Genomic DNA, 26,773 nt, shown 5'->3' with positions numbered 1-26,773 from the left:
TTACTCAAGGAGCCGATAGTGGACCCTTGGCTGGGAGACGGCTGACGCCGTCGAGAAGGTCTTGTTGACCGCCGCAAAGGGCGATCCTGATCCAGCCTTCACCGATCGAGCCGAATGCCGTACCCGGAGCGAAGGACACTCCGGACTCAGCCAGGAAGGCCCGCACCCAGGCCCTGACGTCCCCGCCGCTCACGTGCGAGACGTCAGCCCAAAGGTAAAAAGCCCCTTGGGCACCCAAGAACGGAATTCCCTTCTTCGCCAGCACGCCGGAGGCTGCATCCCGGTTACTCCGGTAGTGGTCGCGAGCCTGGGAGACATAGTCCTGGGGCCCTGTCAGCGCGGCCAAGGCGGCGTACTGCGAAGGCGACGCGACGCAGGACACGATTGACTCCATCACGTTGTTCATCTTCCGCTCGAACCCTGGCGGGCAAATGAGCGCTCCAATCCGAAGGCCTGTTAGCCCATAGGTCTTGGACAGTGTCAGGGAAGTGAAGACCCGGGCCTCACCGGCGAGGTCGCTGTCGAAGCGGGCAGGACTGACATGGGGGACATCGAAAGTGAAAGCTTCATAGCACTCGTCGGAGATGATCCAAAGGTCATGGCGAACGGCAAGCTCCACCAGTTGGCGCGTGGACTCCTCGCTGAAGACGGCGCCCAAGGGATTGGAAGGGGAGTTCAATATGAGGACGCGGGTCCTTGGCGTGATAAGAGCCTCGATGTCCTCGATGCGCGGCTGGAAATTGTTGTGCGGATAGAGCGGATACTGAACCGGCACGGCGTGCAGCAGCCTGCTGGTCATGGCGAAGGTGGGGTAGCCGGGGTTGGGGATGAGAATCTCGTCGCCAGGGGAGAGGAGGAGGCTCATGGCGAAGTGCAGTCCCTGCTGGGCGCCGTCCACTACGTACACACGCTCCGCGCCGATATCCACGTTTTGCTGTTCTCGGAAGCGGGCGGCAAAGGCTTCGCGGAGGGCAGGGATCCCGGCGTTGGGTGTGTAGTTGGTCTCATCGCGATCCAGGCAGTCAATGCCGGCGTCGAGGATATGCCGGGGTAAGGCAAAACCCGGCTCCCCGATGCTGAGGACGATTGCTCCGGGAGTGGACCACGCAGCTTCGGTGATCTCACGGATCTGGTTCACAGGGACGTCGCGGACGTGCGCGGCAAGCTCAGGCATGGGAGCCATCCTAGCCACCCATATACTGGTAAGCGTGCTTTCTGGACTGGTAATCGTTGACAAACCGCAGGGATGGACCAGCCATGATGTGGTTGGCCGGATGCGGCGGCTGGCCGGCACCCGGAAAGTGGGCCACGCCGGCACGCTTGATCCCATGGCAACAGGCGTCCTGGTGCTCGGCATCAACAAGGCCACACGCCTGCTGACCTACATCGTGGGCACGTCCAAGACGTACACCGCCACTATCAGGCTGGGCGAAACCACCATCACTGACGACGCCGAGGGCGAGGTTACGGAGGCCCGCACGGCAGCGGACATTACTGATGAAGCCGTTGCCGCCGGTGTTGCCGCGCTCACCGGGCCCATCCAGCAGGTTCCCAGCAGCGTCAGCGCCATCAAGGTCAACGGCGAACGCTCCTACGCCCGCGTCCGCTCGGGCGAAGAGGTCAAGCTCGCGGCACGTCCGGTCACCATTCACCGCTTCGATGTCCATTCCATCAGCAGGATCGACGGCGGCAGGGTAGTTGACGTCGATGTCACCGTTGAGTGTTCTTCCGGCACGTACATCAGGGCGCTGGCCCGGGATCTCGGTAACGCCTTGGGCGTCGGTGGGCACCTCACAGCCCTGCGCAGGACCCAAGTTGGCCCCTACTCCCTCGATCAAGCGCGCACGTTGGAGGAGCTGGCAGAAGAGCTCGAGGTGCTGGAGATGTCCCTGGCCGCACGCTCCCTGATGCCCAACCGGGAGCTGAGCGAGGAAGAAACCACAGAGATCTCCTTTGGCCGTCGCATCGCTGCCGGCCCGGGAGCGGGAACGCCGGAGGCCGCAACGACGGAAAAGCCTGCCGCAGCGTTCGCGCCGTCGGGGGAGCTTGTGGCACTGCTGGCGGACGCGGGCAGCTTCGCCAAACCGGTCTTGGTCTTTGCTCCGGGAACTGGAACAGGGCAGGCGAAATAGGCATGGACGGATACTTTTACGCCATCCTCATCGTTGGATTGGTGTCCACGATCATGTGCGTCGTGGCTGGCTTGATGAAGAAAGCCCCGAATGACCCCACCATCTTTTCCGTGCTCGCCGTTGAGCTTGTACTGCTGGTGTATTTGGTGGGCTCGATCGTCCGCGTTGCCATGGGTGAGCAGATGGCCGGTGAAGCATGGGAATTCTGGGGCTACCTCATTGTTGCCCTGATGATTCCTTTGGGGGCCGTCTATTGGGCCATCCTTGAACGAACCCGCTGGAGCAACTTCGTCCTTGCTGCGGTGGGCGTTACGGCATTGGTGATGGCCGCCCGCATGAACCAGATCTGGTACTGACCATGAAGGAAGAACACAACGTGACTGGAACCGAGACCAACCCGGCCAACCGGCAGTCGGGGCAAAAGGACACCCGAAACACAGGGCCTGGACGCCTGCTGATCGCGGTCTACGCCGTGTTCGCGTTGTCCGCGACGGCACGTGCCGGCTACCAGATCGCCACAAAGTTCGCCGAAGCTCCGTTGGCGCACATCCTGTCTGCGTTCGCCGCCGTCGTTTACATCGTGGCCACCATCTCACTCGCAAAGCCGGGCAGGACCTGGTTCAAGGTTTCCCTGGCCGCTGTGCTCACTGAGCTCGTGGGGGTGCTGGTGGTAGGAGCCATCAGCCTCTTCGATCCGGTCGCGTTCCCGCACGACACCGTATGGTCCCTGTTTGGCCGCGGTTATGGTTTTGTCCCGCTGGTCCTGCCGATCCTTGGCCTTCTATGGCTCAACAAACGCCGGCCGTCCTGAGTCAAACACCCTAGCGGGTAACCTTAGAATGTTCCGGCGCCGGGAGGTTGCCGGGCGGAACGAACATCTGCAGTAAAAAGGCGAGGTTGATGGTCCACATCTGGAACGATCCCACCGAAGTCCCTCAGGACTTCGGACCTACTGTCGTTACCATCGGGAACTTTGACGGCGTCCATCGTGGCCACCAGCACGTCCTGTCGCAGTTGACCGACACGGCAAAGCGGCACAATATTCCGTCGGTTGCCGTGACGTTCGATCCCCACCCCGCCCAAGTGCACAGGCCGGATTCTGCTCCGGAGCTCATTATGGGGCTTCAGGACAAACTTGAGGCCCTCGGCGATACCGGCGTGGACGCTGTCCTGGTGATGAAGTACACCTTGGACCTCGCTGCGATGAGCCCGCTGGAGTTTGTCCGCGAGGTCCTTCTCGACGGACTTCACGCCGCACACCTCGTTGTAGGGCACGACCTCCGCTTCGGTGCCGGCAACGCCGGGGACGTAGTCACCATGCAGGAGCTGGGCGACCAGCTCGGCTTCGGGGTTCAGGTTGTTCATGAATACGGCGCGGGAGGCTTTCCGGTCCACGACGACGGCGATGCCGACCGCCGCTGTTCCTCTACCTGGGTGAGGGAGGCCTTGTCCGAAGGCGACGTAGTGACTGCTGCTGCGGTGCTGGGCCGGCCCCACCGCATGCGCGGGGAAGTGGTGCACGGAGCTGCCCGCGGGCGGGATCTTGGTTTCCCGACTGCAAACCTCTCCCACGATTCCACCGGTTATGTCCCGGCGGACGGCATCTATGCAGGGTGGCTGATCGACCAGGCCGGCACGCGCTGGCCCGCCGCCATCTCCGTTGGCTCCAACCCCACGTTCGATGGCGTCAGCCGACAAGTTGAGGCTCACGTGATCGACCGTCCTGAAGAGAACGTTGAAGACTTCGACCTCTACGGGCAGACCGTTGCAGTCGAATTCACGCAGCGCCTGCGGGGGATGGTGGCCTACCGGGGACCGGAAGCGTTGGTCGAACAAATGTGCCTGGACGTAGCCCAGGCGCATGAGCTGTTGACCCGGCACTAGGGGCATTTCGACAACACTGCTGACGTGCCGGTAAACTGATGAGTGGATCCGGCTGCAGTCCGTGGCGGCTGGACCTGTTTTTGTGTGCGGCAACGTACCAGGGACAACCCGTCAGCGAGGCGCTGCACCGGGAGGCACGGCACAACTCTAGGAGTTCACGTGGCACTTGACGCCGCTGTAAAGCAGTCCATCATCAAGGAATATGCAACCTCTGAAGGCGACACCGGTTCGCCCGAGGTTCAGGTTGCAGTCCTGACCCAGCGGATCAAGGATCTGACTGAGCACATGAAGGAGCACAAGCACGACTTCCACACCCAGCGCGGTCTGCTGGCCATGGTTGGTCGTCGCAAGCGCATGCTTTCCTACCTGAAGAACACTGACATCGCCCGCTACCGTGCGCTCATCGAGCGTCTCGGCCTGCGCCGCTAGTCTGCCTTTAGGGGCGGCCCGCTCCTTATCGGAACGGGCCGCCTTCTTTACCAACAACTAAAAACAGGAATCAACCGCATCGCGCATTCGCGGTCCTCGGTAGTGATTCCCGGGAAGCCATCTGTGACGATGAGCCCGTGGATCTCGATCGATGACCGGGTGTCGTACAGGCCAGGAATAAAGAAGAGGCCTGGGTTGATGCGGCGGACTTCCGCTAACAGAAACGGAGGTGACTCTCTATGGAGGGTCCCGAAATCCAGTTCTCCGAAGCCATTATCGACAACGGACGTTTCGGCAAGCGTGTTATTCGCTTCGAAACCGGCCGCCTTGCCAAGCAGGCAGCCGGCGCCTCGATGGTCTACATCGACGAAGACACCGCACTGCTCTCGGCAACCACCGCAGGCAAGCAGCCGCGCGAAGGTTTCGACTTCTTCCCGCTGACGGTTGATGTCGAAGAGCGTATGTATGCTGCCGGCCGTATCCCGGGTTCGTTCTTCCGCCGCGAAGGCCGCCCCTCCACGGAAGCCATCCTGGCATGCCGCCTGATGGACCGCCCGCTGCGCCCCGCCTTCGTGAAGGGCCTGCGCAACGAGGTTCAGATCGTTGTTACCGTCCTGGCCATCAACCCGGATGAGCTTTACGACGTCGTCGCCATCAACGCGTCCTCGATGTCCACGCAGCTTTCCGGTCTCCCGTTCTCCGGCCCGATCGGTGGCGTTCGCGTCGCCCTCATCGCCGACGAACAGGGCTCACAGTGGGTCGCCTTCCCCAAGCACTCCCAGCTTGAGAACGCCGTGTTCAACATGGTTGTTGCCGGCCGCATCGCCGGTGACGACGTCGCCATCATGATGGTTGAAGCCGAAGCCACGGACAACTCCTGGAACCTCATCAAGGAACAGGGCGCAACGGCTCCTACCGAAGAGGTTGTTTCCGAGGGCCTCGAGGCTGCCAAGCCGTTCATCAAGGCACTCTGTGAAGCACAGGCAGACCTGGCAGCCCGCGCTGCCAAGCCCACGGTTGAGTTCCCGGTCTTCCTGGACTACCAGGACGATGTCTACGCTGCTGTTGAAGCCGCTGCCGCTGACAAGCTGGCTGCTGTCTTCCAGATCGCTGACAAGCAGGACCGCGACAACGCCTCCGATGAGCTCAAGGATGAGGTCCTTGGCTCACTTGCCGGCCAGTTCGAAGGCCGCGAGAAGGAACTGTCCGCAGCTTTCCGCTCGGTCACCAAGCACGTTGTGCGCCAGCGCATCCTCAAGGACCAGGTCCGCATCGACGGCCGTGGCCTGACGGACATCCGCCAGCTGACTGCCGAGGTAGAGGTTCTGCCCCGCGTTCATGGTTCCGCGATCTTCGAGCGCGGCGAAACCCAGATCATGGGCGTCACCACGCTGAACATGCTCAAGATGGAGCAGCAGATCGACTCGTTGTCGCCGGTAACGCGCAAGCGCTACATGCACAACTACAACTTCCCGCCGTACTCCACCGGTGAAACCGGCCGCGTCGGTTCCCCGAAGCGCCGCGAAATTGGCCATGGTGCCCTCGCTGAGCGCGCCCTGGTACCGGTTCTGCCTACCCGTGAAGAGTTCCCGTACGCCATCCGCCAGGTATCCGAGGCCCTCGGTTCCAACGGCTCGACGTCCATGGGTTCGGTCTGTGCTTCGACGCTCTCCATGCTTAACGCAGGTGTGCCGCTGAAGGCAGCTGTCGCCGGTATCGCCATGGGCCTGGTTTCCGACCAGGTTGACGGCCAGACCCGCTACGCAGCCCTGACCGATATCCTCGGCGCCGAAGACGCATTCGGTGACATGGACTTCAAGGTTGCCGGTACGTCCGAGTTCGTCACGGCCATCCAGCTGGACACCAAGCTTGACGGCATTCCTGCTTCCGTGCTGGCAGCAGCCCTGAAGCAGGCCCGCGAAGCCCGCCTCCACATCCTCGAGGTCATCAACGCAGCGATCGACACCCCGGACGAGCTCTCCGAGTTTGCACCCCGCGTTATCGCCGTCAAGATCCCAGTAGACAAGATCGGCGAGGTCATCGGCCCCAAGGGCAAGATGATCAACCAGATCCAGGAAGACACGGGCGCGGACATCTCCATCGAAGATGACGGCACGGTCTACATTGGCGCCACCAACGGTCCGTCTGCAGATGCAGCCCGCTCCGCCATCAACGCCATCGCCAACCCTCAGGTGCCGGAAATCGGTGAGCGCTACTTGGGTACGGTCGTCAAGACCACCACGTTCGGTGCTTTCGTTTCCCTCACCCCGGGCAAGGACGGCCTGCTGCACATCTCCGAGCTCCGCAAGCTGGCCAATGGCAAGCGCGTGGACAACGTTGATGACGTCGTCTCCGTTGGCCAGAAGGTCCAGGTCGAGATCACCAAGATCGACGACCGCGGAAAGCTGTCCCTCTCCCCGGTAGTTGCCGAGGAAGAAGGAGCGGCCTCCGAGGACGCACCGGCCGAGGCCGCTGAAGAGTCAGCAGAGTAGTCTGTAAGCAGTACACCCGGCAGGGCCGGTGGGCTTGAAAAAGCTCCACCGGCCCTTCCGGCCTTAACCTGAAAGGCCTTAATGACTGTCGTACCCTTGCCGCTGGAGCAGACCCTTCCCGGTGGCGAATTGATCCATGGTGCCGAGGGTGGTTCCGTCGTGCGGCGCTCCGTCCTTCCCGGCGGTGTGCGCGTCTTGACCGAGGCGATGCCCGGCCAACGTTCGGCCACCATCGGGTTCTGGGTGGCAGTGGGTTCACGCGACGAAGCGGACGGCCAGCACGGTTCCACACACTTCCTTGAGCACCTGCTGTTCAAGGGCACCAAGCGGCGCACAGCCCTGGAGATCGCCTCCGCCTTTGACGAGGTGGGCGGCGAATCCAACGCGGCCACCGCCAAGGAAAGCACCTGCTACTTCGCCCGGGTCCTGGACACGGACCTGCCCATGGCCATCGATGTCATCGCTGACATGATCACCGGCGCGGTTCTCGATCCTGCCGAGTTGGAGCAGGAACGCGACGTCATCCTTGAGGAAATCGCCATGGATAGCGACGACCCCACAGACGTCGCCCACGAAAAATTCGTAGCGGCCGTGCTCGGCCACCACCCTCTGGCGCGGCCGATTGGCGGAACCCCGGATGCCATCAAGGCGGTGGCAAGGGATTCGGTTTGGGCGCACTATCAGCGCTACTACCGCCCGGAGGAACTGGTCATCACCGCGGCGGGCGGACTGGATCACGACGTCGTTTGCCAGCTCGTACTGGATGCCCTCAAAGCTGCCGGCTGGCAGCTTGACGCCGAAGCCGCTCCCGTCGACCGCCGGGGTACTGACCGGGCCATCATCACAGGCACATCAGGTCTGCATGTGGTGAAGCGCCCCGTGGAGCAAGCAAACATCATCATGGGTTGCCCCACGATCGTGGCCACGGATGACCGCCGGTTCGTCATGAGCGTGCTGAACGCTGTACTGGGTGGCGGCATGTCTTCCCGCCTGTTCCAGGAAATTCGTGAGAAGCGCGGCTTGGTGTACTCCACGTACTCGTTCACGGCAGCATATGCGGACGCCGGCTACTTCGGGATGTACGCCGGTTGTACGCCCTCCAAGGTTCGCCAGGTATTGGAACTCCTGGGCCTGGAGCTGGACAAGCTGGCCAAGGAAGGGATCACTGACGAAGAGCTCCGCAAAGCTGTAGGTCAGCTCAGCGGCGGGATCGTCCTCGCGCTTGAGGACACCGGATCGAGGATGTCACGGCTTGGCCGGGCAGAACTGGTGTCAGGGGAATTCCAGGACATTGACGAGACCCTGGCACGCATCAAGGCCGTCACGGTGGAGGACGTTCAGGAACTTGCCCGCGAACTGGCATCGGCGCCCCGCACGATCACCGTTGTTGGTCCGTTCGAGGAAACCGAGACTTTCGGCCTTTAGCTTCCCATCCGGAATCTCTGGACTACCGCACTGTAAACAGGGCAGCATGATCACACGATGATGCTGCCCTGACTACTTTGGAGACCTGATGGATCTGCCCTCAAGCGGCCACGTTGCGGAGATGCTGCGGGATTTCATCGGTCATTGGCGAGGCATCACGGAGATCGCTGCGTCCCCGTGGGGAACTGCGCGGACAGCCGAGGCAGAAGCGGTATTTACCAAGGCTGCCGGAGGCTATGCCGTGGTTCAGAGCTACAGGCACCGCGAAGCCGACGGCACGCACTTCGAAGGCCACGGCATGTTCACCGTGGACCGGGACCACGGAGACACGCTGTGGTACTACGTGGACAGCATGGGACGACCGCCAGCCAGCCCGGTTCGTGGTACGTGGCACGCAGGAACGCTGACCCTGGACCGGAGAACGGCCGACGGCGTAGCCAGGCATACGTTCCGCGTCGAAGACGGCGTCTTGGTGCACACCGCTGACTTGAGGCTCGAAGGAACTGCCGAGTTCAGCCCGTTGTTGAAGAGTGTGTTCCGGAGGGCCTGAGCAGGGCGGCGAGGCGGGTTGTTAGCTACTTGGTCCTAGCCGCCCGCGAAGGGGGGCAGGACGTCAATGATGTCGTCGCTTCCCAGGGGAGCCGCCCGGTCCCGGACAGCCACCTCGTTGCGGAGGAAACTGCTGCGGGCCACGATCCTGGCAAGCGGAGGGGTGCCTTCGGGAGGCAGTGGACGTTCGACGGCGAGCGCAGCTTCCAGCAGCGCCTCCAGGCTGGTGCCTTCCGGGAGGACGTGAAGTTCTTCTTCCACACCGGCGGCCGCGCGTGCGGCAGCGAAGTAACGGACAAGCAAGGGTTTAGCCTCCGATTGCGCTCATGCTGCGGTCCGGCTGGACGAAGTCCGCTGCGCCGAGACCTGTGTGATCCATGCCGTGGGCTTTGGGTTTGACCCACATGGCGTCCTGCCACCGTGATGCCAGTTGGTCATCCGTGGCGCCCCCACGGAGGAGGCCCAGGAGATCGAATTCTTCGCGGGAGAAAAGGCAGCTCATGATCTTGCCCTCAGCAGTGATCCGGGTACGGCGGCAGTCGGAACAGAAAGGCTCAGTGACGGAGGCGATGATGCCCACTGTACCGAGGACCGGACCCGTGGCAGCGCCCGTTGCCGTGTCCCGGCGTCGTACTTCAAAGCGTTCGGCTGGTGCGCCGTCCCGCTCGCGGGGGTCCTTGTCCAGCACAAAGTCGCGGGAGAGCAGGTCACGGATCTCTGCGGCGGTGATCATGTTGCGCCGTGTCCATCCATGGTCGGCATCAAGTGGCATCTGCTCGATGAAGCGAAGCTCGTAGCCGCGTCCCAGGGCCCACGCCAGAAGGTCCGGCGATTCGGCGTCGTTGATCCCGCGCATCAGCACAGCATTCAGTTTCACCGGGCCCAACCCGGCTGCCCAGGCGGCGTCTACGCCGGCCAGTACGCGGTCCAGGAAGGGGCGCCGGGTGAGTTTGGCAAAGGTTTCCTCGTGGAGGGAATCGAGTGAGACGTTGATCCGGGTGAGGCCCGCGGCCTTCAACGCGGCGGCCTTCTTATCCAGCCCCACGCCGTTGGTGGTCATGGAAATGGGGAGGTCCGGGTGGTCGTTCCGAATGCCGGCGATGATGTCCACCAGGTCTGCGCGGACCAAGGGCTCACCGCCCGTGAGGCGAAGCTCCCGTACGCCCAAAGCGTTGACGCCGATGCGGACGATGCGGATGATTTCGTCTTTGCTCATTACCGCTTGTTTCGAGAGCCATTCCAGCCCCTCGGCAGGCATGCAGTAGGTACAGCGGAGGTTGCACTTGTCCGTCAAGGACAGGCGCATATCCGTGGCACGCCGGCCATAGCGGTCCCACAGCCCGGCGGGCGTGCCTGTAGGACGTTGGGGCGGAACTGCCACGCCGCTTTCCGTGCTGCCTGTGGCACCGCCCGAAGGGGGTACCGGCATGCCCAGCTGAACACTCATAAATTCAGGCTACGCCACCACGGCTGGATCAGTGACACCGATTACAGTCATGAAGTTCTTACGGATTCCATACACTTGTGGCCTCGGGGCCCGGATCGGGTGCTGCGCGGCGTCCGCAAACCTATGCTGAAAGCGTGACCACAAATACGGCATCATCTGCGGAGCCAGGGAATCGCCGCATCCTTCTGGTAGAGGATGAACAGACCATAGCCGACGTTGTCCGCGATTATCTGCTGAAAGCAGGATTCCAGGTGGACATGGCGGGGGACGGCTTCACAGCGCTTAAGCTGGCAGCCTCACGCCAACCCGATCTGGTGATCCTGGACCGGATGCTGCCGGGACTGGACGGTGTTGAGGTGTGTCGCCGACTCCGCCAAAACATGAGCGTGCCCGTCATCATGGTCACGGCCCTGGGAACCGAGGACGACCGGATTCTGGGCTTGGAGATGGGGGCGGACGACTACGTCACCAAGCCCTTCTCACCCCGCGAGCTGGTCCTGAGGGTGAAATCGGTTCTGCGCCGGAGCATCAAGGAATTCACGCCCGAACCGCCGGTTGAAGCCGCGGGACTCGAACTCGATCCCGCTTCCCGGACAGTCACGCATGGCGGAGTTCCCTTGGCGCTGACCGTCCGCGAATTCGACCTCCTGGCTTTCATGATGCGCAGGCCCCACCAGGTCTTCAGCCGGGAAGAACTCATCAAGGCCGTGTGGGGATGGGACTTCGGCGATTTGTCCACGGTCACGGTCCACGTCCGTCGCCTGCGGGAGAAGATCGAAGCCAACCCCACCAAACCCGAGCTGCTGAAAACCGTATGGGGCATCGGCTACCGCTTCGACGGTAAGCGGTCTGACGCTGTCTCTGTGAGTCTGGACGAGGAAGGGGGTGACCATGGAGGGCAGTGAGCTGTGGACCATCCTCGCGTGGGTCCTGTTCTGGGCCGTGCTCATCGGGGCCACCACATGGGTGCTCCTCCGGCTTCTTCGACGGGCTTCGGTACTCGCCCAAATCTGCATGGTTGTTGTGGCTACCGTCGCCGTGCTGGTGGCGGGAATGGTCAGTGCTTTCAATGCGATGTTTATTTCCGCCAGGGACCTCGAAGTCATGTGGTACATCCTTGCCACTGCCTCGGGTGTTGCCGTTGCGTTGTCCCTCATGCTGGGTGCCGGTGTCTCCAGGAACGCTGCCCACTTGGTTGACGCCGCCCGGCGACTGGGCCGAGGTGAAACCCTGGAACACACAGTGGCCGAGGGGCGGGGCAGCGCTCCGGGCATGACGTCCGAACTCGCGGAACTAGCTAAGGAACTTGAGGCCAGCAGCCGGAGCCTGGCCGAGTCCCGGGAACGCGAGGCAGCCTTGGAGACTGCGCGACGCGAGCTTGTGTCGTGGATTTCCCATGACCTCCGAACACCCTTGGCCAGCATGCGCGCCATGACCGAAGCCCTTGAGGACGGCATGGCAACAGATGTGCAGGGCTACTACCGGAAGATCATCGGGCAGACCGAACAAATGACGGCCATGGTCAATGACCTCTCGGAACTGTCCAAGATCCAGGCCGGCACCCTCCGCCTGCGCGCTGAACCCTTGGACCTTTACGACCTCGTCAGCGATGCGCTCTCGGACCTCGCGCCCTTGGCTGAGAAACGCGGCATCAGGCTCGACGGCGGCGGGGAACGCGAGTGTATGGCCGTCGCCGACGGACCAAGCCTCGCCCGGGCTGTTCGGAACGTGCTCCTCAACGCCATCATCTACAGCAAACCAGGCAGCGACGTCCATATCAGTGTCGGACGGGACGGCCCTGAAGGGAAGAACGCTGGAAATGCCGTTATCGCCGTCCGGGACCAATGCGGCGGCATCCCGGACGAGGACCTCCCGCACTTGTTCGAAACGGGCTGGCAGAAAGATCCCGCCCGCCGCACCAGCGAAGCATTACAGGGCAGCTACAGCGGGGCCGGCATCGGTCTCAGCATGGTGGCCGGCATCGTCAAGGCTCATGGGGGATCGGTCACAGTGGACAACGTCGAGGGCGGCTGTCGCTTTGCGTTGTCACTTCCGGCCGGGGCAACCCCACCCGGGTCGTCGACGACTCCTGACCAACAACCCATCGCAATGGACAACCGCCTCGGAGGCATGACATGAGCACGCTCGCACCCGGTACCACCAAGCAGCGACGCCTCACGGGTAAGCCTGCCCTGTGGGCTGCTGCCGCGGGTGTGGCTGCCGGCGCCGCCGGGATCGCTGCAGGCGAACTGACCGCCGGCCTCTTGAGCCCTTTGGTTTCGCCCGTCACGGCCCTTGGCGGAGCGGTAATCGACGCCGTGCCGCCAGGGGTCAAAGACTTGGCAGTGCAGTTATTCGGAACCGCCGACAAGATTGTGTTGGTCGCTTGCATCGTGGGCGTGGCAGGAATTCTTGCAGCGCTCGCCGGTGTCTTGGAGCGTCGCCGCAATGGCTGGGGCCTGGCCCTCGCCGGACTGGCGGGTGTCGCAGGGCTGGCTGCCGTCGTGACCCGGGCCCAGGCCAGTCCCCAGGCAGCGCTTGCGCCGATTGTTGCCGCGGTACTCACCATGGTGCTGCTGCGAAACCTCGTGCGTCGGCTGGCAACCTGGGCTCCGTCGGAAGAAATCCCGGGCCGTGAGGAAGCGCCACTGGCTCGGCGGAGCTTCCTGAACGCCTTGGCTGGAACTTCCCTTGCCGCCGTCGTAGCCGGAACGGTGACCACCGTCCTTACGCGGGCCACAGCGGTGGCTTCAGGCTTCCGGGGCTCCATGACGCTCCCGGAACCCGCCACACCGCTGCAAACCATCCCGGCCGGCGCGTCCCTGTCCGTGGATGGCATCAGCCCTTTGGTTACACCAAATGCCGATTTCTATAGGATCGACACAGCATTGACCGTCCCGGCCATCGACCCCCCTGCTTGGAAACTGAGGGTCACCGGAATGGTGGAACGCGAGGTTGAAATCGACTTTGCTACCCTCCTCGCCAAGCCCATGACAGAGCGCCATGTCACTATCGCCTGCGTGTCCAACAACGTCGGCGGTGACCTCATCGGCAACGCCCTATGGCTGGGTTGGCCCGTGAGGGAACTATTGGCAATGGCAGGTCCCAAAGCCGGTGCTGACATGGTCCTGTCCACCAGTAACGACGGCTGGACGGCCAGCACTCCCTTGGAGGCCCTCACCGACGACCGTGATGCGCTCCTGGCCGTCGGCATGAACGGTGAACCGCTTCCGCTGGAACATGGCTTCCCGGTGCGGATGATTGTGCCGGGACTCTATGGTTTTGTTTCTGCCACCAAATGGTTAACCGAACTGAAAGTCACACGTTTTTCAGACGACACCGCGTACTGGACGCCTCGGGGTTGGAGCGATCACGGGCCCATCAAAACGCAATCGCGCATCGATGTACCGCGCAGCGGACGAAGCGTCCAATCGGGCAAGGTCCAATTCGGCGGTGTGGCTTGGGCCCAGCACAGGGGCATCAACCGCGTAGAGCTTCGCGTCAATCGGGGACCATGGCAGCAGGCTACGCTGGCCGGCGCGATCTCCACCGACACGTGGTACCAGTGGCAATTGGGCATCGACCTGACGCCAGGGGAGTACGAAGTGCAGGTCCGGGCCACCGATTCCACGGGACAACCCCAGACCGAAGACAAGGCACCAGTGGCTCCCGATGGTGCCACGGGCTATCACACGATCAACGTCAAGGTGGGCTGAGGCCCTAGTCTGGGTACGTCCGGAGAATTCCCGGAAGCCAGCGTGTCCACCCAGGAGGATGTCCGTGCCCAGATCTGTTGCAGTCCACCGCCAGGCAGTGGTGGAACTGCTCACCGACGTTTCTGCGGGCAAGGGCAACATCACCCTGCCACTGCTGGAGGCGTTGGGTAAAGCGCTCGCCGTCGATGTCTACGCGCCGCTCTCCTTGCCCCCGTTCGCCAATTCCCAAATGGACGGTTTTGCCGTCCGCTCAGCAGATATTCCCGACGGCGGTGCGGAGCTCCAGGTAGCGGAGCCGGTTCCGGCAGGCGCCGCGCCAGAAGCACTGAAGCCCGGCTTTGCCGCCCCCATCATGACCGGGGCAATGATCCCCGACGGGGCCGACGCCGTCGTGCCCATTGAAAAGGCGACGCCAAACTTTTTTCCGGATCCTGCCGCAGTGGAGGCTGTCGTGGAACTGCCTCCGGTCGCTCCCGGCACCTACGTGCGGGACAGCGGCAGCGACATCGGGAAAGGCACACTGGCGCTGCCCGCCGGTACCCGGATGGGACCCGCGCAGTTGGGGCTTTTGGCGGCGTTGGGGCTGACAACCGTCGAAGTCCGCGAACCTTGGTGCGTCCTGCTGGTCACCACCGGGGACGAGGTAGTGGAACCGGGGGAAGAACTCACCGCCGGCAAGATTTTCGATTCCAACGGAACACTGCTCGAAGCCTCCCTACGACAGGCCGGCCTGGACGTGGTCCGCACTGGAATATCCGATGACGACCCCTCCAAGCTGCTGGCGGTGCTCCGCCGTCACACCGCGCAAGCGGATAGCCGCGTCGATGTCATTGTCACCACCGGGGGAGTGAGCAAGGGAGCCTACGAAGTGGTCCGGCAAGCCATGGCGAACCAGCCAGTGGATTTCCTTCCGGTGGCCATGCAGCCAGGAGGACCCCAGGGATTGGGCACCTTTGACGGTGTTCCGTTCCTTGGCTTTCCGGGAAATCCGGTCAGCTGCCTGGTGTCATTTGAGATGTTTCTCAGGCCGGCCCTTTCGCAGGTACTGGGAACGCCCGCGCCGAGGCCGGTGCTGAAGGCCCGCTTGGCCGAATCCCTGGCCTCGCCGGAAGGCAAACACCAGGTCCGTCGGGGGACCGTGGACGCGGACGGAACGGTCCGGATGGAAGGTGGTGCGGGTTCGCACCTTGTCCATGCCTTGGCCCGGGCGAACGCCCTGGTTCAGATACCCGGCGACGTCACGGAACTCACCGACGGAGACGAAGTGGAAGTATGGATGCTGTGAAGCAAACTCCCGCGACTACAGAACACTCCGGCGGACTGACCCACCTCAGGCAGGACGGCACTGCACAGATGGTGGACGTCTCCGAAAAAGCCGTCACCACACGTGTAGCAACAGCTACAGCCACTGTCCGCAGCACCCCCAACGTACTGGCACTCCTTGGGGCCGGCGAACTGCCCAAGGGAGATGCCCTCGCCGTGGCACGCGTAGCGGGGATCATGGCGGCGAAGAAGACTCCTGAGCTGATTCCGCTATGCCATCCGTTGCCGATCTCCAAGGTCACTGTGGATTTCGAGCTGGGCACTGACTCGGTTGACATCCTGGCCACCGTCAAGACCCGGGGAGTGACCGGCGTCGAGATGGAAGCACTGACGGCGGCTTCCGTAGCGGCCTTGAGTGTCTACGACATGATCAAGGCCGTGGACAAGCACGCAGTGCTGACCGATATCCGCGTGCTGGCCAAGAGCGGTGGGAAAAGCGGCGACTGGGACATCTCCGGAGCATCAACAGTAGAGGAGGCCGGGGCATGAGCGCGTGCGAGCCGAACGTTCCGCGGAAGGCCGGCGTCGTCATCGCATCAACCCGTGCAGCCGCAGGCGTGTATGCCGACGAAACAGGTCCGATCATTCTCGATTGGCTCAACGAGCACGGCTTCGATACCTTCCCTGCCATGGTGGTACCGGACGGGGAGCCGGTTGGTGCTGCCCTGAGGGCCCTCCTGACACAGGAACCCGCGGTGATCATTACCAGCGGCGGAACGGGTCTTAGCCCGGATGACCGCACACCCGAAATGACGCTGCCGCTGCTCGAGCGCGAGATTCCGGGCATCATGGAGGGTATCCGGCACGCCGGTGCCACCAAAACCCCCATGGCCATGCTGAGCCGTGGCCACGCCGGGGCAGCGGGGAAGACGTTCGTCATCAACCTGCCTGGATCCCCGAAGGGCGTCATGGACGGTTTGGCTGTCCTGGACCCTGTGATCGGGCACCTCTGCGAGCAACTGGAAGGAAGCCATGGGCACTGAAGCAAACTTTGAGGTGGTCAGCGCTGTCCTTAGCGCCGAGCCCATTTCCGTGGATCAAGCCATAATGGCGGTGGAATCCGATACAGCCGGGGCAGTGGTCAGCTTCAGCGGCGTCGTTCGGAATCACGACGGCGGCAAGGCTGTGGACCGCCTAAGCTACAGCGCGCATCCCACGGCGCACCAGGTGATGTCAGACGTCGTTGCGCAGTTGGTTTCAGAGCACTCCGGTGAAGCTGCGCAACCCGTTCGCATCTGGGCCGCCCACCGGATCGGCATGCTGGAGATCGGTGATCCGGCGCTGGTATGTGCTGTAGCCGCTGCCCACCGCGGCCAGGCATTCGCTGTGTGTGCTGAGCTCGTGGACCGGGTCAAAGAGCAAGTCCCCATTTGGAAGGAACAGTTCTTCACTGACGGCACCGTGGAGTGGGTCGGAGCGGGGGAGTAGGCCGGAGTAACGGTTCCTGCCGGGCTCCGGCCCGGCGGTAGGGTTAACGGCATGACCGAACAACTTGCTGTTGCAGTGCTGGGCGCCCACGGGCGTATGGGAATTGAAGCCGTTAAGGCTGTTGAAGCAGCCGAAGACATGAACCTCGTAGCCGCTCTCGGCCGCGGCGATTCCCTGGAGAAACTGCTCGACGCCGGTGCGCAGTACGTTGTTGACCTGACCGTTCCGGACATCACGGAGACCAACGTTCGGTTCGCCGTGGAGCACGGCATCCACGCAGTTGTAGGCACCACGGGGTGGGATTCCCGCCGCCTTGATTCCTTGCGGAGCCTCTTGGAGCAGAAGCCGGACACCGGCGTTTTGATCGCCCCGAACTTCGCCCTCGGATCGGTGCTTGCGTCCGCGTTCGCTGCGAAGGCGTCGCAATATTTCGAGTCCGTGGAGATCATCGAACTGCACCACCCCAACAAGGTGGATGCTCCGTCCGGAACTGCAGTGCGCACGGCACAGCTGATAGCCGAGGCGCGCCAGGAAGCCGGCGTCCCGGCGAGCCCGGACGCCACTGAAACATCGTTGGACGGTGCGCGTGGCTGCGACGTGGACGGGGTTCGTGTCCACAGCGTGCGCCTCCGTGGCCTGGTTGCTCATCAGGAAGTGCTTTTCGGAGGCCCGGGTGAGCAGCTGACGTTGCGCCACGATTCGTTCGACCGTGCCTCCTTTATGCCTGGCGTCCTGCTTGGGCTGCGGAAAGTTGCAGCCAACCCCGGCCTCACCGTGGGCCTGGACGGTTACTTGGACTTGGGGCTCTAGGACCATGGGCAATTTCTGGACTTCCTTGAAGAAGAACCGCACCAAGATCTGGGTAGGAGCCATCACCCTGCTGTTGGTGCTTTACCTGGTGGTTTCCGTGCAGCGTTCGTTCCTCTTGCTCGCCGACCCCAACCTGGTAGCCAAGGGGATCGGCGCGGCCTACCTGGTCCTGCCGGTGGTGGGCGCATGGGCACTCATCCGTGAGCTGCTTTTTGGTGCCCGTACCGAGCAGATGGCCAAGGTTCTCGAGGCCGAGGGCGGTTTGCCGGTGGATGACCTTCCGCGCACTCCGGGCGGACGAATAGTCCGGGCTGCAGCTGACGCCGAGTTTGAGAAGTACCGGGCAGAGGCCGAGGCCGCTCCGGATGACTGGCGTTCCTGGTTCCGACTGAGCTGCGCCTACGATGCCTCAGGCGACCGCAAACGTGCCCGTGCGTCGATGCGTGACGCCGTGAAGCTCTTCCGCTCTCAGCCCACTGCAGCAGGCCGGTGACGGCCCAGGCTTGATGCCGTGTGGGCTACCCACTCCAGTGGTCCGCGGCGTCGGAGAACGGCGAAACAGACGCCAATGACAACCGCGGTGACTGCTTGGGCCCAGTACATGCCTTCGTCCGTCCACCCCGAGGGCAGTGGCTGGTTGGTGAACCCGGACACTACCCAGACATGGGCTGAGTAGAGGCTCAAGGTCATGGCCCCGGGGCCGCTCAGCAGGATCAGGAAGTTAACCTTGATCCGTTCCGCCAGGGTGCCGAGCAGCAGGAACAAACCGACCACTGCCGCCGCTACGCCACCGCTATGCAGCAGGTCCAGGCTGGTCCCGGCATGCGGGGCCGCCGTCGCCAGCCACCACCAGGAGCCGGTCTGCTCCAGGCCGGTGACATTGACCTGAAGCATGCTCTCCAACGGGTATCCCCTGGTGACCTGGAGGGCTGACAATGCAGCCCGCCCACCCCACGCCTCCATGGCCAGGATCCCGACGATTTTCGCCAGGCCGGCTACCGCGATTCCGCAAGTGAGCAACAGAACCTGAACTCTCGCCGTCGTCAGTGCCAATCGTCCGAGTACCAATCCGATCAGCAGGTATGAGATCCATTGGAATGCGGGGTAGTACCCGGTGAAGAAGAGGTCGGCAAGGAGGCGTCCGGGCGTCCCGAAATCATCCCAGTTGGGGTTGTGGCCCAACGTCAGGGGAGGGTTCGCGTCCAGTAGTAGAGGCCGTACCAGATAGGCCAGCAGCGGGGACAGCAGGACCCAGCCGAGCGCCCAGAAGCAGAGCGCCTTGAGCCGGAGGCCAAGGAACGGCAGGATGCATAGGAACAGGACGGCGTAGTGAACCAGAATTATGGCGACGTTGACGTCCAGGCCGCCCAGCATCAGTCCGACGACGGCGATCACCACAGCGCGCATGGCAACCCCACCTCGTGCCGCCCACAGTTCCGTGCCGCTACGGGGCTGCTGCTTACCTGTACTGAGAGCCAACCCGATGCCGGCAAGTACGGCAAAGAGGGCCGCGGACCGGCCTGAAAACACCAAACCTACGAACGTCGGGTCCCACTGGGGGGAGGGTCCGAACGTGGGCATCAAGTGCGTGGCCATCATTCCCAACAAGGCCGCGCCCCTGGCAGCATCTATCCCTGTGAGCCGAGGGGAGATCAGTCGGCCGCCGGGTGCTTTTCGCGTCGGGGCCGTCTCTTGCGAAGTCATGCAGCGATCGTCTCATAAGCCGCTGAGTGGCAACTGTGATGTGACGGAAACCCCTTGTGTTCGAATATATGTTCGAATAGCATTGCCGCATGAACGATGTTCCAAAGCCGCCGGAAGGCCTTCACGGACCCATGAAAGCGATGAGCCCCGGCGTCGTCGATTTCCTTTTCAGGCAGCTCGTGGCCGGCGAGCCTCCGGAAGACACCCAGTGGCGCCGCGAAGGTACTGCCCTTGCGGAGCAGGTACCGGGAGCGGAGCTGGCGCGCCGGTTATCCGAGGCGGACCTGGCATCATTGACTCCCCTTGAACTGTTTGAGTACGTCCGTGCCTCGCAGCGTCTGGTGGCTTGGGCGGAGCAACTCAAGGAGCGGGCCGTGGCGCACTACTGTGCGGAGGATCCCGCGCGGACGCCGAAACCCGCGTGACAACCGCCGAATAGGAGGACGGGGTGATCCACGCACAGCGAACCGTCCACGTCCCATGGCAAAGTTGAAGCGGTCCAGCCTCGATCGCTACAGGTCGACCCCCAGTGAATGAGGACCATCACGCGGGACCCATTCTTCCAACCAGCCTGTCACAGGGTAACGTTTTTCGTATGTCTGACTTGCGCGCCCACGTTCCCGCCCTTGGTACCCTGCTGACCGCTATGGTCACCCCGTTCACTGAGGACGGCAAGGTGGACTATGACCAAGCCGCAGCGCTGGCGGAAAAGCTCGTTCAGGATGGTTGCGATGGACTCGTGGTCACCGGTACCACTGGAGAGACCTCAACCCTTACGGACGATGAGAACCTCGGCATGTTCCGGGCCGTCAAAGAGGCCGTTGGTGGCAAGGCTGCCATCATTGCCGGGACCGGCACCAACGACACCGCCCACTCCGTGCACCTCTCCCAGCGTGCAGCTGAACTCGGCGTCGATGGTCTGCTGATCGTCACCCCGTACTACAACAAGCCCAGCCAGGCAGGCGTTCGTGCCCATTTTGAGACGATTGCGTCGGCCACGGACCTTCCCGTCATGCTCTACGACATTCCGGGCCGTTCCTCCATTGCGATCGCTCCCGAGACCATGATTGGGCTCGCGAAGCACCAGAACATCGTGGCCGTCAAGGACGCCAAAGCGGACTTTGCTGCCGCAACGCGCGTCATGGCTGAGACGGACCTGCTCTTCTACTCCGGTGATGACGGATTGACGCTGCAATGGATGGCGCTGGGCGCCGTCGGCCTGGTAGGTGTTACCACCCACGTCGCAACACGCCGCTTCCGTGAGCTCATCGACGCCGTCAACGCCAGCGACCTCGCCAAGGCAAGGGCCATCAACTTTGAACTGGAACCCGTCATTCGTGCAACCATGACGCGGGTCCAAGGCGCTGTAGCCGCCAAGCAGATTCTCAAGTGGCAGGGAGTCCTGCCCAACTCGGTTGTCCGTTTGCCCCTCGTGGAGCCGGACGCGGCCGAGATCGAAATCATCCGCGGGGATTTGGCGGAAGCCGGAATGGACTTTGAGGTCCAGGACGGTTCCGCCGGAAAGTAGCAAAACATGACCCAAACCGCCCTTCCCGGACTGGTTACTCCGCCGAAACTGCCGAAAGGCACGCTGCGGATTGTCCCGCTCGGTGGACTGGGAGAGATTGGCCGCAACATGGCGGTCTTCGAAATCGACGGCAAACTGCTGGTGGTTGACTGTGGCGTGCTCTTTCCCGAGGAAACCCAGCCCGGCGTCGACTTGATCCTGCCTGATTTCTCCTACATTGAGGACCGCCTGCAGGACATCGTAGGCGTCGTCCTGACCCATGGCCATGAGGACCACATTGGCGCTGTTCCCTACCTCTTGCGCCTCAAGGCCGACATCCCGCTGATCGGATCCCAGCTGACCCTTGCCCTGGTGGAAGCAAAGCTTCAGGAACACCGGATCAAGCCGTACACCCTGACGGTGACGGAGGGGCAGGTTGAGCAGTTCGGCCCGTTCGAGTGTGAGTTCGTGGCAGTCAACCACTCCATCCCGGATGCGTTGGCAGTTTTCATCCGCACAGAGGGTGGAAACGTCCTTCACACGGGCGACTTCAAGATGGATCAGTTGCCGCTGGATGGCCGCATCACGGACCTCCGGCACTTCGCCCGCTTGGGAGAAGAAGGCGTGGACCTGTTCATGGCAGACTCCACCAACGCGGACGTGCCGGGCTTTACCACTGCCGAGAAGGAAATTGGTCCCACCCTGGACCGCTTGTTCGGACAGGCCAGGAAGCGCATCATCGTAGCCTCCTTCTCGTCCCACGTGCACCGTGTCCAGCAAGTCCTGGATGCCGCAGCCAAGCATGGGCGCAAGGTGGCCTTCGTTGGCCGTTCCATGGTCCGCAACATGGCCATCGCAGCCAAGCTCGGCTACCTCGATGTCCCGGAGGGCATCTTGGTGGACATCAAGAACATCGACAACATGCCGGATGACCGCGTGGTCCTCATGTCCACCGGCTCTCAGGGTGAGCCGATGGCTGCGCTTTCCCGTATGGCCAACGGCGACCACCGTGTGATCGTGGGCAAGGGCGATACCGTAATCCTTGCCTCCAGCCTCATCCCGGGCAACGAGAACGCCGTTTTCCGTATCATCAACGGCCTCCTCAAGCTCGGTGCCGACGTGATCCACAAGGGCACTGCGAAGGTTCACGTGTCCGGGCACGCAGCCGCCGGTGAGCTGCTCTATTGCTACAACATCCTCGAACCCCTCAACGCGATGCCGGTGCACGGTGAAACCCGCCACCTGATTGCCAATGGCAACATCGCGCTCGAATCGGGCGTTCCGTCCGACGGCATCATCCTGAGCGACAACGGCACAGTTATCGACCTCAAGGACCACAAAGCAAACGTGGTCGGCCAGGTGGAAGTCGGTTTCGTTTACGTAGATGGTTCCAGCGTGGGCGAAATTACCGATGCCGACCTCAAGGATCGCCGCGTCCTGGGCGATGAAGGCTTCATTTCCGTTATCACGGTCATCAGCCGCACCACCGGCAAGATCGTGTCCGGCCCGGAGATCCACGCCCGTGGCGTGGCCGAGGATGACTCCGTCTTTGACGAGATCATTCCCAAGATCAACGCCGCCCTCGAAGAAGCCGTGCTTAACCACACGGATCACACCAACCACCAGTTGCAGCAGGTGGTCCGCAGGATCATCGGCACGTGGGTGAATCGAAAGCTTCGCCGCCGTCCCATGATTATCCCGGTCGTCCTGGAAGCGTAGCCAGCCAGCAACATGCATGCCCAAGGGGGCCTGAAATCCGCGGATTTCAGGCCCCCTTGGGGTAGCGTGGCACTTATGGCGACCCGTACTACCTCCACGCCACGAGGCAGCTCCAGCAGTAAATCCGGCGGCACAGGCCGGAGCACAGCCGCATCCAAAACCAGCGGTGCTGCTTCGAAAAGCAGCGCAGCCGCGACCAAGAGCGGGCGTGGCAGCACTGCCCGTACCAAGCAAGCGGCCGCCGTCGAACCGCATGCTCCGCTGCCGCTGCGAATGCTCTCAGGTTTCTGGCAGGGGATTGGCCATGTGGTAGGTGCCGGGGTGCGGCGAATCGGCTATGACGTCAGCGATCTGGACCCCGATGACCGTCGGGATGGCGCAGCCCTGTTCAATTTGGTGTTGGGCATCGCGATCGCCACCTTCGCTTGGTGGGGTCTGACCGGCTGGCTGCCTGACATGGTCTACAGCGTGGTCAACGGCACGTTCGGGTGGATGTCCCTGATCCTGCCCTTCATGCTGTTCGTCTGTGCATTCAGGCTTTTCCGGAAGCCACAGGACGGTCGTGGGAACAACCGCGTGGGCATCGGTTTCATGATCATGACGCTGGCCGGTTCGGGCCTGGCACACGTCATCGGAGGTCTGCCCACCGTTGCGGATGGCTTCGACGGCCTGCGCAAGGCGGGCGGAATGCTGGGCTTCCTCGCAGCGGCGCCCTTGGCTGCAATTCATGTGGCTGTCCCTGTTGTCCTTTACGGACTCCTGGCGTTTGTGTCCGTGTTGATCGTCACGGCCACACCGTTTGGTGCCATCCCGTCCCGGATCAGGGGCGCTTACGAACACCTTATGGGCGTTGACCTGATGGACGAGTCCGGCAAGGACGCCCATGACCGCAGCTACCTTTACGAGAACAACGCTCTCGCTAAGCCGAAGAAGAAGCGCATGCGCTTCTTCGGTAAGGACGAGGAAACAGATACGAGCTTGGAGGGTTACGTCGGGGACGAAGCCTTCGAGCACGCAATAGTCGACGACGACGAAACCCCGGATGCGTCCGCACCGCGCGTTCCGCCGGGCGTACGTCGTCCAACGCAGGCAGAGATCGCCGTCGGGAAGATCAAGGCGGCCCAAGGCCTGGGCGCCACGCCCGGGATCGAGAACCCAACCGAAGCCATTCCCATTCTTACTCCGGAGATGACCGCACCCGCGGCTCCCGTGGCACAGGTTCCGGCGAAGCCTGCAGGGGCGCCCCTCCCACAGACGCCCATCCCGCAGCGCACGGAGCAACTGTCCCTGGCGGGGGATGTCACGTACACCCTGCCGGCATCGGACTACCTGACGCCCGGCTCCATTCCCAAGGAGCGTACGGAAGCCAATGACGCCGTCGTCGCTGCACTGACGGACACCCTCACGCAGTTCAATGTAGAGGCCGCTGTGACTGGCTTTAGTCGTGGTCCCACTGTGACGCGTTATGAAATCGAGCTGTCTCCGGGTACCAAAGTGGAGCGCGTCACCGCGCTGTCCAAGAACATCTCCTACGCCGTGGCGTCCAGTGACGTTCGCATCCTGAGCCCGATTCCCGGCAAGTCCGCCATCGGCATCGAGATTCCCAACACAGACCGCGAAACCGTGTCGCTGGGCGATGTACTGCGAAGCCAGAACGCACGCCGGACCGACCACCCGATGGTCATGGGCGTCGGCAAGGACGTTGAGGGTGGCTACGTGGTGGCCAACCTCGCCAAGATGCCCCACTTGCTTGTTGCCGGTGCCACCGGTGCTGGTAAGTCGAGTTTCGTGAACTCCATGATCACCTCCATCCTCATGCGCGCTACGCCGGATGAAGTGCGCATGGTCATGGTGGACCCCAAACGCGTGGAACTCACGGCCTATGAGGGCGTGCCGCACCTCATCACGCCCATCATCACCAACCCCAAGAAGGCCGCTGAAGCCTTGCAATGGGTGGTTCGCGAGATGGATGCCCGCTACGACGACCTCGCCAATTACGGCTACAAGCACATTGACGACTTCAACAAGGCGGTCAGGGCGGGCAAGGTTGTGCCGCCGGTGGACTCCAAACGAGTCATCAAGCCCTACCCATACTTGCTGGTGATCGTTGACGAGCTCGCCGACCTCATGATGGTTGCCCCGCGCGACGTTGAAGACTCGATTGTCCGCATCACGCAGCTCGCACGTGCCGCCGGCATCCACCTGGTGCTTGCGACACAGCGCCCCTCCGTGGACGTGGTGACAGGCCTCATCAAGGCCAACGTGCCATCGCGTATGGCGTTCGCTACGTCGTCCGTTACGGACTCCCGCGTGGTGCTTGACCAGCCGGGCGCCGAGAAGCTCATTGGCCAAGGTGACGCCCTGTTCCTTCCCATGGGTGCCTCCAAGGCAATGCGTGTCCAGGGTGCCTGGGTTACGGAATCCGAGATCCACAAGGTTGTGGAGCACGTCAAGGGACAACTGCAGGCCGTCTACCGGGACGACGTCGCTGCGGAGGCGCCCAAGAAGCAGATCGACGACGACATTGGAGACGACCTCGAGGTCCTGCTTCAGGCAACAGAGCTTGTGGTGACCACGCAATTCGGCTCAACGTCCATGCTCCAGCGAAAGCTTCGTGTGGGCTTTGCCAAGGCCGGCCGCCTCATGGACCTCCTTGAGTCCCGTGGCGTTGTTGGTCCTTCGGAGGGCTCCAAGGCGCGCGATGTCCTGGTCAAGCCCGACGACCTCGCCGCGGTGCTTGCCGCGATGAAGGGCCAGGATTCACCCGCGGCGCCCGACGCACACACGGCGGCCTTGAGCGATAACGCGAACTCGAACATCGCCGTCGGAGGCTATGCGGAAGACCTTGTCCAGGCGGACCTGGACAACCGGACGCAGGCCATCGAATACTACGACGGCGCCGATGGTCCGAACGACGACGAAGAGGGTGGCGAGGACGCCTGGTCGCTGACGGGGCGTTAGCCCAAAGAAGGTAGCCTTGTGGGGTGACTACAGCCGAGGGTGATAACGCGACTTCCAGCAGCTCCGACGTCTGGAACCTACCCAATATCCTCACGATGCTCCGCATCGTCCTGGTTCCATTCTTCGTATGGTTCCTGGTGGCGGACGACGGTGAGTACGGGATCTGGCGTTGGGCAGCTGTTGTGGCCTTTGCGGTCGCCATCTATACGGACAAGCTCGACGGCGACATCGCCAGGGCGCGGGGCTTGATCACCAATTTCGGCAAGATTGCCGATCCCATCGCCGACAAGCTGCTTATCGGTTCCGCGCTGGTTCTGCTGTCCATCCTGGGTGAGCTGCCTTGGTGGGTCACCATCCTCATCCTGGTGCGGGAATGGGGGATTACCGCGCTTCGGTTCGTCGTTATCCGGTACGGCGTCATGCCGGCCTCCCGCGGTGGCAAGCTGAAAACAGTAGTCCAGACCGTGGCCATATTCCTCTACATCCTGCCGCTGAAGGCGATCGCTCCCTGGCTGGGCGACGTCGCCTTCTGGGTGATGATGGTGGCGCTGGGCATCACCTTGTGGACCGGCGTCGAATATGTCATCCAAGCGTTGAAGCTTCGCGCGGCCGGGCGGCGTGCATGACGCTCCATGTCGGCCTATCCGCCGCCGCGCAATCGTCGACGGCGGCAGTCGCTATGGCTGTTGGGAACAAACTCACCGTGGCCACGGCTGAATCCCTCACCGCGGGGATGGTTGCGGCAACGCTGGCGAACACGCCTGGAGCATCCGGGATGCTGCAAGGCGGCGTGGTTGCTTACCAGAACTCCGTGAAGGCTGGTGTCCTGGGGGTGTCGCAGGAGCTGCTTGCCGAGGTCGGTTCCGTTGACGGTCAGGTGGCCGAAGCCATGGCCGACGGCGCCCGGCGCGTCTGCGGCGCCGATCTTGGAATTTCCACGACGGGTGTGGCCGGACCCGAGCCGCACGACGGCAAAGCAGTAGGAACTGTGTTCATCGGGATTTCGGGCAAATCCGGAACCGAAGCGTTTGAGTACAGTTTTTCGGGGGACAGACAGTCCATCAGGGAGCAGGCCTGCGAGGCCGCCTTGGCGCGTCTGCTTGCTGCACTGAGTGACGTTGGTTACCGTTCGTAAAGTAGTCGGGAACAAAAACTGATTACCAATAGTTGTGTCATTGTGTCGCTTCGGAAGAGCCGGGGCGCCTAGGATGTATAAACCAACCCGGTCCGCCAGCCAGCGAACCGGA

The 26,773-nt window shown here is 62.7% G+C and carries 27 protein-coding genes; 23 read left to right on the top strand and 4 right to left on the bottom strand.

All coding sequences use genetic code 11. The features are described 5' to 3' along the window. Positions 1-4: 4 nt before the first annotated feature. Positions 5-1,174 carry a pyridoxal phosphate-dependent aminotransferase gene (locus tag A477_RS0105570; protein WP_192811978.1) on the bottom strand — a complete coding sequence of 390 codons (1,170 nt, stop codon included), beginning with the start codon at positions 1,172-1,174 and terminating at the stop codon, positions 5-7. Positions 1,175-1,208: 34 nt separating this feature from the next. Between A477_RS0105570 and truB the strand changes: the two genes are divergently transcribed. The 8 genes from truB (at position 1,209) to A477_RS0105530 (ending at position 8,912) form a co-directional block, all read left to right on the top strand. After that, complete coding sequence (truB, locus tag A477_RS0105565) at positions 1,209-2,132, top strand: tRNA pseudouridine(55) synthase TruB (protein ID WP_026005373.1); 924 nt, start codon at positions 1,209-1,211, stop codon at positions 2,130-2,132. A gap of 2 nt (positions 2,133-2,134) precedes the next feature. Further along, entirely contained in the window at positions 2,135-2,488 is a 354-nt protein-coding gene (locus A477_RS0105560; protein ID WP_017198033.1) for a hypothetical protein, read from the top strand. A 2-nt stretch (positions 2,489-2,490) separates the two neighbouring features. After that, a complete protein-coding gene (locus A477_RS0105555) occupies positions 2,491-2,943 on the top strand; it encodes a hypothetical protein (protein ID WP_017198032.1) in 453 nt (150 codons plus the stop codon). Positions 2,944-3,032: 89 nt separating this feature from the next. Beyond that, positions 3,033-4,016, top strand: coding sequence for a bifunctional riboflavin kinase/FAD synthetase (locus A477_RS0105550; protein ID WP_017198031.1), 984 nt, complete (start codon positions 3,033-3,035; stop codon positions 4,014-4,016). Between the two features lie 159 nt (positions 4,017-4,175). After that, a complete protein-coding gene (gene rpsO, locus A477_RS0105545; protein WP_017198030.1) occupies positions 4,176-4,445 on the top strand; it encodes a 30S ribosomal protein S15 in 270 nt (89 codons plus the stop codon). Positions 4,446-4,684: 239 nt separating this feature from the next. Then, positions 4,685-6,937 (top strand): polyribonucleotide nucleotidyltransferase, encoded by a 2,253-nt coding sequence (locus A477_RS0105540; RefSeq protein ID WP_017198029.1) that lies wholly within the window; start codon positions 4,685-4,687, stop codon positions 6,935-6,937. An 81-nt stretch (positions 6,938-7,018) separates the two neighbouring features. Beyond that, the gene (locus A477_RS0105535; RefSeq protein ID WP_017198028.1) at positions 7,019-8,362 is read left to right on the top strand and encodes a M16 family metallopeptidase; all 1,344 of its coding nucleotides are present in this window, start codon (positions 7,019-7,021) and stop codon (positions 8,360-8,362) included. An 88-nt stretch (positions 8,363-8,450) separates the two neighbouring features. Further along, complete coding sequence (locus A477_RS0105530) at positions 8,451-8,912, top strand: DUF1579 family protein (RefSeq protein ID WP_017198027.1); 462 nt, start codon at positions 8,451-8,453, stop codon at positions 8,910-8,912. A 35-nt stretch (positions 8,913-8,947) separates the two neighbouring features. Here the strand turns inward: A477_RS0105530 and A477_RS0105525 are convergent, their stop codons facing one another. Then, the gene (locus tag A477_RS0105525; RefSeq protein WP_017198026.1) at positions 8,948-9,214 is read right to left on the bottom strand and encodes a MoaD/ThiS family protein; all 267 of its coding nucleotides are present in this window, start codon (positions 9,212-9,214) and stop codon (positions 8,948-8,950) included. Between the two features lie 4 nt (positions 9,215-9,218). Next, entirely contained in the window at positions 9,219-10,358 is a 1,140-nt protein-coding gene (moaA, locus tag A477_RS0105520; protein WP_017198025.1) for a GTP 3',8-cyclase MoaA, read from the bottom strand. A 134-nt stretch (positions 10,359-10,492) separates the two neighbouring features. On the opposite strand from moaA, the gene A477_RS0105515 reads away from it, so the two are divergent. Genes A477_RS0105515 through A477_RS0105475 form a run of 9 tightly spaced genes read left to right on the top strand, consistent with a single transcriptional unit; the run spans position 10,493 to position 18,128 of the window. Beyond that, a complete protein-coding gene (locus A477_RS0105515; RefSeq protein ID WP_044568366.1) occupies positions 10,493-11,263 on the top strand; it encodes a response regulator transcription factor in 771 nt (256 codons plus the stop codon). Beyond that, the gene (locus A477_RS0105510) at positions 11,250-12,497 is read left to right on the top strand and encodes a sensor histidine kinase (protein ID WP_020372801.1); all 1,248 of its coding nucleotides are present in this window, start codon (positions 11,250-11,252) and stop codon (positions 12,495-12,497) included. Before A477_RS0105515 ends, A477_RS0105510 begins: the two co-directional genes overlap by 14 nt. Beyond that, positions 12,494-14,074 carry a molybdopterin-dependent oxidoreductase gene (locus tag A477_RS0105505; protein ID WP_017198022.1) on the top strand — a complete coding sequence of 527 codons (1,581 nt, stop codon included), beginning with the start codon at positions 12,494-12,496 and terminating at the stop codon, positions 14,072-14,074. The genes A477_RS0105510 and A477_RS0105505 overlap by 4 nt, the downstream gene beginning before the upstream one ends. Before the next feature lie 58 nt (positions 14,075-14,132). Continuing rightward, the gene (locus A477_RS0105500) at positions 14,133-15,359 is read left to right on the top strand and encodes a molybdopterin molybdotransferase MoeA (RefSeq protein ID WP_017198021.1); all 1,227 of its coding nucleotides are present in this window, start codon (positions 14,133-14,135) and stop codon (positions 15,357-15,359) included. Beyond that, on the top strand, positions 15,347-15,886 hold the full coding sequence (moaC, locus tag A477_RS0105495) for a cyclic pyranopterin monophosphate synthase MoaC (RefSeq protein ID WP_017198020.1): 540 nt from the start codon (positions 15,347-15,349) through the stop codon (positions 15,884-15,886). The genes A477_RS0105500 and moaC overlap by 13 nt, the downstream gene beginning before the upstream one ends. After that, positions 15,883-16,380, top strand: a complete 498-nt coding sequence (locus A477_RS0105490; RefSeq protein ID WP_017198019.1) for a MogA/MoaB family molybdenum cofactor biosynthesis protein — start codon at positions 15,883-15,885, stop codon at positions 16,378-16,380. The genes moaC and A477_RS0105490 overlap by 4 nt, the downstream gene beginning before the upstream one ends. After that, positions 16,370-16,825 carry a molybdenum cofactor biosynthesis protein MoaE gene (locus A477_RS0105485; RefSeq protein ID WP_017198018.1) on the top strand — a complete coding sequence of 152 codons (456 nt, stop codon included), beginning with the start codon at positions 16,370-16,372 and terminating at the stop codon, positions 16,823-16,825. Before A477_RS0105490 ends, A477_RS0105485 begins: the two co-directional genes overlap by 11 nt. A 51-nt stretch (positions 16,826-16,876) precedes the next feature. Continuing rightward, positions 16,877-17,635: a 4-hydroxy-tetrahydrodipicolinate reductase gene (dapB, locus tag A477_RS0105480; RefSeq protein ID WP_017198017.1), complete on the top strand. Its 759-nt coding sequence runs from the start codon at positions 16,877-16,879 to the stop codon at positions 17,633-17,635. A 4-nt stretch (positions 17,636-17,639) separates the two neighbouring features. Next, complete coding sequence (locus A477_RS0105475) at positions 17,640-18,128, top strand: hypothetical protein (protein WP_017198016.1); 489 nt, start codon at positions 17,640-17,642, stop codon at positions 18,126-18,128. Here the strand turns inward: A477_RS0105475 and A477_RS0105470 are convergent. Then, positions 18,104-19,339, bottom strand: a complete 1,236-nt coding sequence (locus A477_RS0105470) for a heparan-alpha-glucosaminide N-acetyltransferase domain-containing protein (RefSeq protein WP_017198015.1) — start codon at positions 19,337-19,339, stop codon at positions 18,104-18,106. The genes A477_RS0105475 and A477_RS0105470 overlap by 25 nt on opposite strands. Before the next feature lie 89 nt (positions 19,340-19,428). Here A477_RS0105470 and A477_RS0105465 point away from each other — a divergent pair, with 89 nt between their 5' ends. The 6 genes from A477_RS0105465 to A477_RS0105440 all read left to right on the top strand — a co-directional run bounded on the left by A477_RS0105465 (position 19,429) and on the right by A477_RS0105440 (position 26,661). After that, positions 19,429-19,764, top strand: a complete 336-nt coding sequence (locus A477_RS0105465; RefSeq protein ID WP_017198014.1) for a hypothetical protein — start codon at positions 19,429-19,431, stop codon at positions 19,762-19,764. 170 nt (positions 19,765-19,934) lie between these two features. Then, positions 19,935-20,867, top strand: coding sequence for a 4-hydroxy-tetrahydrodipicolinate synthase (gene dapA, locus A477_RS0105460; RefSeq protein WP_017198013.1), 933 nt, complete (start codon positions 19,935-19,937; stop codon positions 20,865-20,867). Positions 20,868-20,873: 6 nt separating this feature from the next. Beyond that, on the top strand, positions 20,874-22,565 hold the full coding sequence (locus A477_RS0105455; protein WP_017198012.1) for a ribonuclease J: 1,692 nt from the start codon (positions 20,874-20,876) through the stop codon (positions 22,563-22,565). A 75-nt stretch (positions 22,566-22,640) separates the two neighbouring features. Continuing rightward, on the top strand, positions 22,641-25,526 hold the full coding sequence (locus A477_RS0105450) for a DNA translocase FtsK (RefSeq protein WP_026005372.1): 2,886 nt from the start codon (positions 22,641-22,643) through the stop codon (positions 25,524-25,526). Positions 25,527-25,549: 23 nt separating this feature from the next. Then, positions 25,550-26,152 carry a CDP-diacylglycerol--glycerol-3-phosphate 3-phosphatidyltransferase gene (gene pgsA, locus A477_RS0105445; RefSeq protein WP_017198010.1) on the top strand — a complete coding sequence of 201 codons (603 nt, stop codon included), beginning with the start codon at positions 25,550-25,552 and terminating at the stop codon, positions 26,150-26,152. After that, on the top strand, positions 26,149-26,661 hold the full coding sequence (locus tag A477_RS0105440) for a CinA family protein (protein WP_017198009.1): 513 nt from the start codon (positions 26,149-26,151) through the stop codon (positions 26,659-26,661). The genes pgsA and A477_RS0105440 overlap by 4 nt, the downstream gene beginning before the upstream one ends. Positions 26,662-26,773 lie beyond the last annotated feature (112 nt).

This window comes from Arthrobacter sp. M2012083, assembly GCF_000281065.1.
In the GTDB taxonomy this organism is placed as follows: Bacteria; Actinomycetota; Actinomycetes; order Actinomycetales; family Micrococcaceae; genus Arthrobacter.
Note: the sequence above shows the minus strand (reverse complement) of the source record. Positions and strands in the feature narration are given on the sequence as shown.